Genomic DNA, 11,880 nt, shown 5'->3' on the forward strand with positions numbered 1-11,880 from the left:
GATGCAGCGCCCGCCGACCGGCGTTCAGTCGCCGGCCGCCGCCTCGACGCACGCCTCGAGCTCCGGCGTCTCTCGCCAGCCGCACTCCCCCGACGCGCCCCGCTCGCACACGCCGTGCTTGTCGTAACACGCGTACTCCTCGAGCCACTGGCAGTCCGTGGCCACGTCCTCGCTCGCGCAGATCTGACCGCTGCAGCCGGTCACCACGCACGGGGGCCCGCCGCCCTCGAGGCACGCCGCGAGCTCCGGCGTCTCGCGCCAGCCGCACTCGCCCGATTCGCCCCGCTCGCACACGCCGTGCTCCTGGTAACACGCGTACTCCTCGCGCCACTCACAGGTGGTGCCCAGGTCGTTATCGGCCTCGACGCAGAGCTGCCCGCTGCAGCCGCCCACCACGCACGGGGCAGGCTCGCCGCCCCCGAGGCACGCCTCGAGCTCCGGCGTCTCTCGCCATCCGCACTCGCCCGACGCGCCCCGCTCACACACGCCGAACTTGTCGAAACACGCGTACTCCTCGCGCCACTCGCACGTGGTGACCACCTCGTCGTCAGCATCGGCGCAGATCTGCCCGCTGCAGCCGGTCGGCCTGCAGTCCCCAGGCTCGCCGCCCGCAGACCCGCCGTTCCCAGGTCCGCCGTCGCCCGGGCTCTGACAGCCCTTGCCCTTGGCGCCGGTGAGCAGGGGGACGAAGAGCAGGAGCATCCCAACCACGAGCCGATGACGCTTGCTGAACAGATCCATCGTTAAGCCTCCTATCAAGGTTCGACCGTGCCATCCGGCAGCCGCAGGCGCCACGGTTCGCCGGCCGCATCACGGGCCCGCGCCGGCGTGTCCCCGAAGCGTGGACGCGACCTCCCGCCGTGACGAGCCGCTTTCTCGATTTCTGCTTCTGCCTTCTGCAAGCGGCGAGCCGCCCGCCGGGTCCTGAGCGCTCCGCCGGGAGGAGGCGCTCCGGCAGCGGCGAGGCGCACGCCTTGCGGGCGGGCGCCTGCCGCGGCCGCCGCGGGGCTGCACACTCTGGCACAGACCGAGCGTACCCCGTCGAAACCCGGGCAGTTCTGCGGCCTCCTGCCTGGCCTGCCGCTTGCCTGTGCGCCAGCACGGGACGCGGACAGCGCAGCACGCGCCGGCGCAGCCATGACGCCCTGTGTCTTCGTGAACGAGGTGAACTATGACCTTCCTGTCTAGAACTTACGCCGGCTGGCTCGTCGTCGCGGCGACCGCGGCATCGGCCGGACTCGCCGGCTGCGTGGTGGTGGGAGGCTCGCCGGGGAATCCGCCCGATGACGACGCTCCGACCGACTTCATCTCTGGCAATCCGAACGGCAACGACGGCCGAGGGGAGGACGACGGCGGCAGCGCCAGCACCGGAAGCACCGGCGCCGGCGGCGGCGCCGGGGCGCCGGACGAGGGAGCGGGCGACGACGACCCGGAGCGCGCGATCACCGAGGCCGACATCATCCAGGTCCACGGCGGCAAGCTGTACGCGCTCTCGCAGTACGCGGGGCTCAGCGTCATCGACATCTCGCGGCGCGACCGGCTGAAGCTCCTCGGGCGCTACCAGGCGAGCGGGATGCCCTTCGAGATGTACCTGCGCGACGGCATCGTCTACGCGATGTTCTCGTCGTGGACGCAGTACCTCTACGACGAGGACACCGGCGAGTACACCTATTCGGAGTCGAGCCGCATCGAGGCGCTCGACGTCTCCGACCCGGCGGATATCCGCCTGATCGGCTCGTTCAACCTGCCGGGCACCATCTCCGACTCGCGCATCGTCGGCGACGTGCTCTATGCCGTCACCCTGGAGAACAACTATTGCTGGGGGTGCGGGAGCTCGCCGAACACCACCGTCACCTCCCTCGCCGTCGGCGCCCCCGAGGAGATCCGGGTGGTCGACAAACTGAGCTTCAGCGACAACGACCCCTACGGCTACGGGTGGCGCCGCAGCGTGACCGTCACCCAGGACCGCATGTATGTCGCCGGCATCGAGTGGGACGGCACCGACGAGGGGCACTCCACCATCGATGTCATCGACATCTCCGACCCGAGCGGCGATCTCGTCAAAGGCGCGAGCGTCGAGGCCGTCGGCCAGATCCAGAGCCGCTGGCAGATGGATGAGCACGAGGGCGTCCTCCGCGTCGTCAGCCAGCCCGGCCTCTGGTGGAACAACGCGGCGCAGCCCGGCGTCCAGACCTTCGCCGTCGCGTCCTCGCAGGAGCTCACCCCCCTCGGCTACACCGAGCTCCGCCTCCCCAAGCCCGAGTCGCTGCGCTCCGTCCGCTTCGACGGCGACCGCGCCTACGCCATCACGGCGGAGCAGACCGACCCGCTGTTCACCATCGACCTCAGCGACCCGGAGCACCCCGCCCAGCTCGGCGAGCTCGAGATGCCCGGCTGGGTCTACCACATGGAGCCGCGCGGCGACCGCATGCTCGCCCTCGGGTTCGACAACGCCTCCACCGAGGGCTCGCTCCACGTCTCGCTCTTCGACGTCTCGGATCTCACGGCCCCCACGATGCTGGAGCGCATCCACTTCGGCGGCTCGTGGGGGAGCTTCGGCGAGGACCAGGACCGGATCCACAAGGCCTTCACCATCCTGGACGACCTCGGCACGATCCTCGTGCCCTACAGCGGCTGGGAGCAGAACGGCGACTTTGGCTGCGGCACGTACAAGAGCGGCATCCAGCTCATCGACTTCACGGCCGACACGCTGACGAAGCGCGGCTCCGCCCCCGCGCGCGGCCAGGCGCGGCGCGCCTTCGTCCACGACGAGCGGCTCTTCGCCGTCTCCGATCAGGAGGTCGGGACGTTCAACATCGACAACCGCGACGCCCCGGTCGAGGTCACCGACCTCACCCTCACGACCGTCGTCAGCAACGCGGTCGTCACCGGCGATCTCGTGGTCCGCCTGAGCGCGGACTGGTGGACCAGCAGCCCGCAGCTCGAGATCGCGCCGGCCGCGGATCCGGGCCGCACCGAGCCGATCGGGAAGCTCGACCTCGCGGCGCTGGCCACCGACGCGGAGGGGAGCTGCTACGGATACGGCATCGCCGACGCGCGCCTCTTCGCGCACGGGCAACACGCCTACCTGCTCTGGCCCTCGCACACGGGCGAGGAGCCCAAGGCGCACGTCGCCGTCATCGATCTCAGGAACCCCGAGTCTCCCCGGATCGCGAGCCAGCGCGAGCTGCCGTTCAGCGGCATCGCGCTCTACGGCTACGGGTACTCCTACGGCGCCGTCGTCCCGACGGGCGACCCGGTGGTGCAGGCAGGGAGCACCCTCGTGGTCCGCAACACCAACTACGACCCCTACTACTATTACTACGACGGCGTCGACGTCGGCGTCGGCGGCGGCGAGCAGCCGGCATCCAACGAGCCGTCGCTCGAGGTCATCGACCTCTCCGATCCGTCGAACCCGGCGCACCGCTCGGTGGCGCTGCCCGCCGGCGCCGGCTACACGGGCCTTCAGCTCGACGGCACCACCGTGCTGACCTCGCACTGGGTGCCGCTGCCCGACGACGCCTCCAAGGCGCGCTTCTACCTCGACCGCATCGACGTGTCCGACCCGTCCTCGCCGGTCGTGCGGACGCCGGTCAACGTGCCCGGGTCGCTGCTCGCCTTCGACGGCGCGCGCGGCCGCGCGCTCACGGTCGACTACGAGCCGTTCGCGTTCGAGGTGCCGAGCCCCGAGGCCTGCTACCGGGAGTTCGCGCAGAACGTCGACTATAAGCCGATCAACTCGAACGACTGGTCAGGCCCCGGCATCTGCAAAGGGATGAGCCGCACGATCAAGCTCCTCGACGTCGGCAGCGAGACCGCGCGCCTCCGCGACGAGCAGCCGATCGACGACGACGCCGGCATCTGGCAGGTGTCTGTGGGCGACGACCGCGTGTTCATGCACACCTACCTGAACTACGTGGTGGAGAACGGCGAGGTGCCGTACGGGATGCTCGTGGCCAGCGGGCTCGAGGAAGGCAGCATCGAGCTCGTGAGGAAGCCGTTCGCGGAGCTCAGCTACAGCTCGCCGCTCTTCGCCGACGGGACGCGCCTCCTCCTCTCCAGCTACAGCCCGCCCTCGCTCTCCGTCATCGACGCCTCCGACCTCGACGCGCTGACCTTCGAGACCAAGGGCGAGCTCTCGTCGTACATCAACCGGGTGACGCTCGACGGCGACCGCGCCCTCTGCTCGCTCGGGCACCACGGGCTCGAGGTCGTCGACCTCGGGGACTGAGCCGCGCGCCGCGCCCTCGCCGCCGCCGCCCCGCGCGGGCGGCGCGGCGAAGGCACAGGCCGCCTCCGCGCGCTCCCCCGCCCCACCCTCCCCCGCAGATCTGCCCGAGCTTCTGCACGCACTCCCCACGTACACGGCGCCGGAGCTCAGCAGGAGCCCCGGCAGGACCACCGCCGACCCGGCGAGCGGGCGGCGGCGCGCCCCGCGGCGAGGGGCGCGACGCGCACGGGTGAGGGCCGCGCGGCCGGCTCTGTCCGCCGCGGGCGCTTGGCGCCGGGGCCCGGCTGCGGCACACAGGGGTCATGGGCAGAGCCGAGCTCGGGCAGCTGATCGATCGCGAAGAGCTCGACGCCTCGGACGGCGCGCGGGGCCGCCTCGCGATCGCCGTCCCGGGGGCGTGGGCGCGCGACCGCGCGGACATCGAGATCACCGTGCCCGCCCGCGTCACCTGCGCCCGCTGCGACGGCGGCGGCTGCGACAGCTGCGCCCGGAGCGGCGCCCACCGCGCCCCGGCCGAGGCCGCCGCGAGGACGCTGCGGCTCCGGCTCCCGCCCGATCTCACCGCCGGCGCGACGCTCCGCCTGGTGCGCCCCTTCGGCGAGCACGCCCCGCTCGACCAGCTCCTCGTCGAGCTCCGCGAGGGCAGCGCGTCGCCCGGCGTGCACCGCGTCGGGCCGCCCCCGCAGGACGCGCTCGCGCGCGCCGCGGCGCCGGGCGGCGGCGGCCTGCGCGCGCTCGGCGCGCAGATCGGCACGCCGGCCGTCCTCGCGGCCCTCGCCGCGATCGCGGCGGTCGTGGGGCTGCTGCTCGGCCGCTGAGCGCGCGGCCGGCGCGTCGTCCGCCGGGCGCGGCCGCGCCGCGGAGCGCGCGAAGCTGCCCGCAGCAAACGCGGGCGACGCCGCCGGCTGGGCCTCGCTGCCGTGCAGGGCCCATGCTAGCGAGAGGCCCGCGGACGCGCGCGGGGATCGACCACCCCGCCACGGCCGCGGACGGAGAGCAAGCACATGAGCCTCAGCGAGCCCATGCGGGCCAGGATCGCCACCATCATCCGCGAGAACGACGTCGTCCTGTTCATGAAGGGGACGCGGACCACGCCCCAGTGCGGCTTCTCCGCCCAGGTGGTGAGCATCCTCGACGAGCACCTGCCCACGTACCAGACGGTGGACGTCCTCTCGGACCCCGCGCTGCGCGACGGCATCAAGGAGTTCTCGAGCTGGCCCACGATCCCGCAGCTCTACATCCGCGGCGAGTTCATCGGCGGCTGCGACATCGTGAAGGAGCTGCACGCGACCGGGGAGCTCGTGAAGGCGCTCGGGCTCGCGCAGGGCGCGCCGCAGGCGCCGCCCGCCATCCGCGTGACCCCGGCGGCCGTCGCCGCGTTCGCGGCCGCGCGGGAGTCCGACGCCGACTTCGTTCACATCGAGATCGACCCCTCCTTCAACTACGGCCTTTACTTCGGCCCGCGGCAGGCCGGCGACGTCGAGGTCGAGGCCGGCGGGGTGGTGTTCCTGCTCGACCGCGCGAGCGCGCGGCGCGCCGAGGGGCTGTCGATCGACTTCGTCGAGGGCCCCTCCGGCGGCGGCTTCAAGCTGGAGAGCCCGAGCGAGCCGCCGAAGGTCAAGCAGCTCTCGCCCGCCGCGCTCAAGGCGATGCTCGACGGCGGCGAGGCGCTCGAGCTCTTCGACGTCCGCACCGATCAGGAGCGCACGATCGCGAAGATCGAGGGCGCGCGCCGCCTCGACCAGGAAGGGCAGCAGCGCCTGGAGACGCTCGCCAAGGACGCGCGTATCGTCTTCCACTGCCACCACGGCGGGCGCAGCCAGGCCGCCGCCGAGCACTACGTCGCGAAGGGCTTCAGGAACGTCTACAACCTCCAGGGCGGCATCGACGCGTGGTCGCGCGAGATCGACCCGTCGGTGCCGCGGTACTGACCGCCCCACCCGCGACGCGCTCGCGGCGAGGTCCGGACAGGCATCCGCCAAAGCCAGATTTTTCCATCCATACTGCGCACTGATCCTCGGGTCCTTCAGGGCCGCCCTTGGATCAGGTATGCGTACCGTGTGGGAGCGGCCGATCAGTCCACGATCAGGGCGTCCGACGCGCAGGCGGCGTCCGCGGTGTCGGCGACGCCGGGCCTCGTGGTCATCTTCACCCGCGGGCAGCCTGCGTGCGCGCCGATCCCGCTCGGGGGCGGCGCGGTCGTGCTCGGTCGTGCGCCGGCGGACGACACGGTGGTCGTCGACGACGATCAGGTGTCGCGCCGGCACGCCCGCGTCGCGCTCTCGGGTCAGGGCCTGCAGATCACCGATCTCGGCAGCAGGAACGGCACCTTCGTCGACGGCAAGCAGGTCGAGGATCGGGTCTTCCCGTCGCTCCCGCGGCTGATCCGGATCGGGGGCACGCTGCTGCGCTTCGCCGCGGACGTGGCGCCGTTCCAGCGGGGCGGCGTCCTGGAGCACGAGGACGGGGTGATCGGCCCCACGCTGAGGCAGACGCGCGAGCTGATCGCCCGCGCGGGGACGCGCGGCGAGACGCTGCTGCTCACCGGGCCGAGCGGCTCGGGCAAGGAGCTCGCGGCGCGCGCCTTCCACGCGGCGACGGGGCGGGGCGGCCCCTTCGTCGCCGTGAACTGCGCCGCGATCCCGGAGGGCCTCGCGGAGCGGCTGCTCTTCGGGGCGCGGCGCGGGGCGTACTCGGACGCGACCGCCGACGCGGAGGGCTACGTCCAGGCCGCGCACGGCGGCACGCTGTTCCTCGATGAGATCGCGGAGCTCGACGCGTCGGTCCAACCCAAGCTGCTCCGCGTCCTGGAGACGCGCGAGGTGATCGCGCTCGGCGACACGCGCCCGCGCAAGGTGGAGTTCCGGCTCTGCGCGGCCACCCTGAGGGATCTCCAGGCCGAGGTCGCGGCGCGCCGCTTCCGGGAGGACCTCTATTACCGGATCGGCCGGCCCGAGGTGCGGATCCCGGCGCTGACGGAGCGGCTCGAGGAGCTGCCCTGGCTGATCGCGGCGGAGCTCGGGCGCGGCGGCGCGCGGCTCGCGCCGAGCCTCGGGCTCGTGGAGTCGTGCGCGCTGCGCGCGTGGCCGGGCAACGTGCGGGAGCTGCTGCGCGAGGTGCGGCAGGCGGGCCTCGCGGCGCACGCCGCCGGGCGCGCCGTGGTGGAGGCGTCGGACCTCGCGCCCTCCGCGGGCCTCGACATCACGGAGGTCGCGAGGCGCACGCCGCCGGCGGCGGAGCTGCAGCGGATCGCCATCGAGGTGGCGCTGCGGCGCGAGCAGGGGAACGTCACGCGCGCGGCCCGCTCGCTCGGGATGCACCGGAACCAGCTGCGCCGCTGGCTCGCCCGCCACGGGGTCGACGCGGCGGCGTTCGCCGGCGCGGGGGTGGGCAAGGACGACGGCGCTGCTGCTAAGGAGTCGACATGAGCTCGGACACCACGGTTCGCACCACGGATCTCTGCGACGACCACCCGGACGCCGTCGCCGTCGCCGATCCGATCTTCCGGGATTACGGCGGAGCTCGCCTGTTCCACGGGCCCATCGTCACGGTGAAGGTCCACGAGGACAACGTGCTCGTCCGCAAGGCGCTCGAAGAGCCGGGCCAGGGGCGGGTGCTCGTCGTGGACGGCGGCGGATCGCTCCGCTGCGCGCTCCTCGGGGACAACCTCGCCGCGATCGGCCACCAGAACGGCTGGGCCGGGCTGGTCGTGTACGGCTGCGTCCGCGACGCGGAGGCGCTCGGCCGCATCCCCATCGGCGTGAAGGCCCTCGCGACGCACCCGCGGAAGAGCAACAAGAAGGGCGCGGGGGACCGCGACGTGCCCGTGACGTTCGCCGGGATTACCTATGTTCCCGGCGGATTCGTCTATGCCGATCACGACGGGATTGTCTTCGCCCACAAGGCGCTCGTCTGAGGAGCTCGCTCGCGCGTTCGCTCGTCAGCGAGGCAAAAACGCACGTCGACGCGCAATTTCGCCACAGACGAGGAGGGGGCCGCGCGGCGGTTGCTCGCGGGATGGATGGGCTCGGCTCCGGTCTGGACGCGCGGGTGTCGCGCGCCGCGTCGAAGCGCGCCGCCTGGCGCGGCCGATGCATTGACGCGGACGCTGCCAACACCTCGTAGATACGGGAGGACAAGAATGAGCAACATCACGTCCGAGCTGAAGAGCGATCTCACCAAGAGCCTGGAGTCGCTCCAGACCCTGCGCGACGAGATCCGGGTCAGGCTGCACCTTGCCGGCATGGAGGCGAAGGACGCCTGGAGCAAGCTGGAGCCGACGCTCCTCGACGCGGAGAAGCTGGCCGAGGACGTCTCGGAGACCTCGCGGAACGCGCTGCGCGACATCCTGGATAAGGTGAAGGAGTTCCGCTCGTCGCTGCCGTCCTGATCGCGGCGCCTTCGGGATGATGTGACGAGAGCGCCCCCCGGGGGCGCGGCGGGCGGCGCCCACCGGGAGCTCGGCAGGAGCGCGGTGGGCGCCGCTGCTTTGTCCGCCCGCGCGCTGGCCGAGCGCCGGCCCCGCGGCTCACCCGCGCAGCGCGGCCGCCGCGACGCGCGCGACGTTGCCCCACCGCGGGTCGGCTGCGCAGGCCGCGAGCCGCTCGCCCACGACGTGGGCGCGGCGGTGATCGCAGGAGCTGGGCGGCCGCGCGAAGGTCGTGAGCGGCGCGCGCACGATGGTCTTCTCGACCTGGGCGAGCATCGCCGTGTTGTGCACGAAGCCGAGCCCGCTCTGGATGTCGGCGAGCGTGGCGCTCGGGTGGCCGCCCCAGGGCGGGACGACGAGCGCGTGCGCGGCGGCGGGCGCCTGGTTCACCGCGATCACGCCGTACCGGAGCTCGAGGAGGGCGCGGTCGAGGGCGGCGCCGACGGCGGGATCTTCCTCGCTGATCGGGTGCGCGACGATCGACGCGCCCAGGGTGCCCTGGAGCCGGTCGTTGCAGAAGCGAACCGCCGCCTCCAGGAACTCCACCGGATCGCTCGAGCCGACCTCGACGATGGAGAGGACGCCAGAGAGCGGCTCGATCGAGAAGAGCGGCTCGGCGGGATCCGACGCGGAGAGCCCGGCGATCAGCGTCCACGGGGGCGCGCCCGGCCCGGGCTCGCCGATGCGCACGACCCCGGACGGGAGCGGCACGTCGGCGGAGCCCTCGAGGCGCTCGCGCTCGAGCGGCGGGCGCCCGGCCGTGAGCGCGGCGTGCCGCGCCTCGGCCTCCGGATGGACGGCGCGCCGCGGGGGCACGGCGGCGAGCGCGCGGTGGAGCATCCGGAAGAGCAGCGGCCGCTGCACGAAGCCCCGGGGCAGCACGAGGACGTGCGCCGCGGGGTCGCCGAGCGAGGCGCCGCTCACGACGCGGCTCGCGAGGATCCTCACCTGGAACCAGAGCTCGTCCCTGCCGTAGAGCCACGGCATCACGACGACGGGGCGGACGCCGCCGAGCACGGAGGTGATGGGCTTGTGGAGCAGCCGCTCCCCCGACGCCCGCCGGCCCGCCTGCTGCGGGCCCGGCGGGCCCCAGACGAGCGCGTCGTGCGCCGCCGCCGCGCCGGTGACGTGGACCTCCGCGACGGCGGGGTGCGCCGCGAGGTAGGCGGCCGCCTCGGCGCCGCCGTGGACGAAGCGGAGGAGCCCGCGCGAGACGAGCGGCGCGAGGGCGCGCTCGAGCAGCGCGCCGAGGGGCGCGCTCTCGGGGCTCGCGGCGAGCGCGACGACGCGCCCGTCGACGAAGAGCTTGTGGAGCGCGTCGCGGAGGGGGACGCCCGCGGCGCCGCCCGCGCCGAGCACCAGCGCGACGCCGCCCTCGGGGTCGCGCTGCCGGTAGAAGGGCGCCTGCGCCTCCAGGACGCCGGCGCGCGTCGCGCCGGGCTGCATCAGGGCGCGCGCGCGGAGGGGCCCGTGGAGCGCGGCGTCCTTCAGGCCCGCGGGGAACACGTCGACCTCGACGCGGCCGTCCGGCCGGGCGCGCACCGCCCCGCGGCGGAGCCGCGGGCGCCCTTGCGCGGCGATGTCCTCGAGCGCCTCGGCCAGGAGGCGCACCTGCGCGAGCGCCGCGCACGGCCCCGCGAGCCACGCCTCGCCGGCCGCCGCCGAGCCGGGGTCGAGCCCCGCGGCGGCGCACGACGCCTCGACCTGCGGGCGCGCGGCGGCGAGCAGGCCCGGGAGCAGCGCGCGGAGCAGCGAGGCCTTCTCGCGGGGCGGCATGCGCGCGAAGCCGAGGGCCGCGTCGCCCAGCTCGGACAGCGCGCGATCGAGCTCTGCCGGGGGTGTCTCGGCGCCGCGCGACGCGCCCGGATCGGCCGCCGGCGCGGCCGCGGGTCCGCCGGAGAAGAGGCTTCCGGGCGCGGGGGCGGCGGTGGTGACGAGATCGGGGACCGGCGGCATCGGGACGGAGACTACAGGCAGGCGATCGCGCGCGCGAGCGCAGCGACGGTTCGCGGCGCGCGTGTAGCCGGCCTGCTCGGGATTCGGTAGAGTCCAGCGCCTATGGATTGCGCTTTCACCACGGGTCGGGGCCCGGCGCGCGCGCCCTCCCCCGCGAGGGCTCCCCGCTCGGCCGCCTGCGGCGTCCTGCTCGGCCTCGGCGCGCTCCTCCTCGCCCCCGCGACGGCAGCGCAAGAGCCCGCTCCGCCGCTCCCGCCGGGCCAGGGACAGCCCGGCGGGGCTGCCCAGCCGCAGGCCGGGTATCCTCAGCAGCAAGGCTATCCCCAGCAGCAGGGTTATCCTCAGCAACAAGGGTATCCGCAGCAGGGTTACCCGCAGCAGGGTTACCCGCAGCAGGGCTATCCCCAGCAGGGTTACCCGCAGCAGCAAGGGTATCCTCAACAGGGATATCCGCAGCAACAAGGGTATCCGCAGCAGGGCTATCCCCAGCAGGGATACCCGCAACAGCAAGGGTATCCGCAGCAGCAAGGGTATCCGCAGCAGGGCTATCCCCAGCAGGGATACCCGCAGCAAGGCTATCCTCAGCAGCCGCCCGGCTACGGTCAGGGATACGCCTTGCCGGCCGGACCGCCGCCGCCCCCGATGCCGCCCGAGGCGACCTGCTGCCGCTGGTCGGTCCGCTACAACGCCCTGGACCTCCTGTTCGGGCGGATGACCTTCGAGGGCGAGGTCGCCATCCTCGGACCGCTCACCATCGGCCTCGCGCCGTCCTGGATCTGGGGCTCGCTCGACGACGCGACGCTGGACACGACCGGGTTCGCGCTCGGGGCCGACATCGGCGTCTACGTGGAGGGCAAGCCGCTGAAGGGGTTCTGGGTGAAAGGGCGCCTCGGCTACGAGTCGTTCGAGGCGGTCTACACCCCTTCTCCCAGGGTGAGCCCCGGCAAGCGCGACGTGAGCAGCGCCATCCTCGGCCTCAGCATCGGGAGCACGAACGTCTTCGGCCGCGACGGCGGGTTCGCCATGTCGGGGGGGTTCGGGCTCGGCGTCGCGCTCGCCCCTCCGGCGACGGTCGCCGCAGGCGCCGCGGGCAACTACCAGTACGTCTTCTACGAGAAGACGGGGAAGATCAAGCTCCTCGGCTCGCTCTCGCTCGGCGTCGCGTTCTGATCGCGCCCGCCGCCGCCTGCGGATCGCCGGCCCCGCAGGGCGGCGCGGCGGGAGGTGGCGCCGGCGGGCGGGCGGGCGCCGCCCCCAGAACTTG

General features: G+C 73.5%; 9 protein-coding genes. 7 read left to right on the forward strand and 2 right to left on the reverse strand.

The genetic code is table 11. The features are described 5' to 3' along the window. Positions 1 to 24: 24 nt before the first annotated feature. The gene (locus tag WME83_RS38335) at positions 25 to 741 is read right to left on the reverse strand and encodes a hypothetical protein (RefSeq protein ID WP_437314656.1); all 717 of its coding nucleotides are present in this window, start codon (positions 739 to 741) and stop codon (positions 25 to 27) included. A gap of 430 nt (positions 742 to 1,171) precedes the next feature. On the opposite strand from WME83_RS38335, the gene WME83_RS38340 reads away from it, so the two are divergent. The 6 genes from WME83_RS38340 to WME83_RS38365 all read left to right on the forward strand — a co-directional run bounded on the left by WME83_RS38340 (position 1,172) and on the right by WME83_RS38365 (position 8,621). After that, on the forward strand, positions 1,172 to 4,231 hold the full coding sequence (locus tag WME83_RS38340; protein ID WP_437314657.1) for a beta-propeller domain-containing protein: 3,060 nt from the start codon (positions 1,172 to 1,174) through the stop codon (positions 4,229 to 4,231). Positions 4,232 to 4,533: 302 nt separating this feature from the next. Continuing rightward, positions 4,534 to 5,049, forward strand: a complete 516-nt coding sequence (locus WME83_RS38345) for a hypothetical protein (protein ID WP_437314658.1) — start codon at positions 4,534 to 4,536, stop codon at positions 5,047 to 5,049. A 186-nt stretch (positions 5,050 to 5,235) separates the two neighbouring features. Next, complete coding sequence (gene grxD / locus WME83_RS38350; RefSeq protein WP_437314659.1) at positions 5,236 to 6,162, forward strand: Grx4 family monothiol glutaredoxin; 927 nt, start codon at positions 5,236 to 5,238, stop codon at positions 6,160 to 6,162. A 129-nt stretch (positions 6,163 to 6,291) separates the two neighbouring features. Then, complete coding sequence (locus tag WME83_RS38355) at positions 6,292 to 7,659, forward strand: sigma 54-interacting transcriptional regulator (protein ID WP_437314660.1); 1,368 nt, start codon at positions 6,292 to 6,294, stop codon at positions 7,657 to 7,659. Then, positions 7,656 to 8,147 (forward strand): ribonuclease E activity regulator RraA, encoded by a 492-nt coding sequence (gene rraA / locus WME83_RS38360; RefSeq protein ID WP_437314661.1) that lies wholly within the window; start codon positions 7,656 to 7,658, stop codon positions 8,145 to 8,147. Before WME83_RS38355 ends, rraA begins: the two co-directional genes overlap by 4 nt. 225 nt (positions 8,148 to 8,372) lie before the next feature. Then, a complete protein-coding gene (locus WME83_RS38365; protein ID WP_437314662.1) occupies positions 8,373 to 8,621 on the forward strand; it encodes a hypothetical protein in 249 nt (82 codons plus the stop codon). Between the two features lie 138 nt (positions 8,622 to 8,759). On the opposite strand, the gene WME83_RS38370 is transcribed toward WME83_RS38365, so the two are convergent. Beyond that, the gene (locus tag WME83_RS38370) at positions 8,760 to 10,616 is read right to left on the reverse strand and encodes a hypothetical protein (RefSeq protein WP_437314663.1); all 1,857 of its coding nucleotides are present in this window, start codon (positions 10,614 to 10,616) and stop codon (positions 8,760 to 8,762) included. Positions 10,617 to 10,718: 102 nt separating this feature from the next. On the opposite strand from WME83_RS38370, the gene WME83_RS38375 reads away from it, so the two are divergent. Further along, entirely contained in the window at positions 10,719 to 11,786 is a 1,068-nt protein-coding gene (locus WME83_RS38375; RefSeq protein WP_437314664.1) for a hypothetical protein, read from the forward strand. Positions 11,787 to 11,880 lie beyond the last annotated feature (94 nt).

The sequence above is a fragment of the Sorangium sp. So ce385 genome (assembly GCF_051474135.1).
Taxonomy (GTDB): Bacteria; Myxococcota_A; Polyangia; order Polyangiales; family Polyangiaceae; genus Sorangium; species Sorangium cellulosum_D.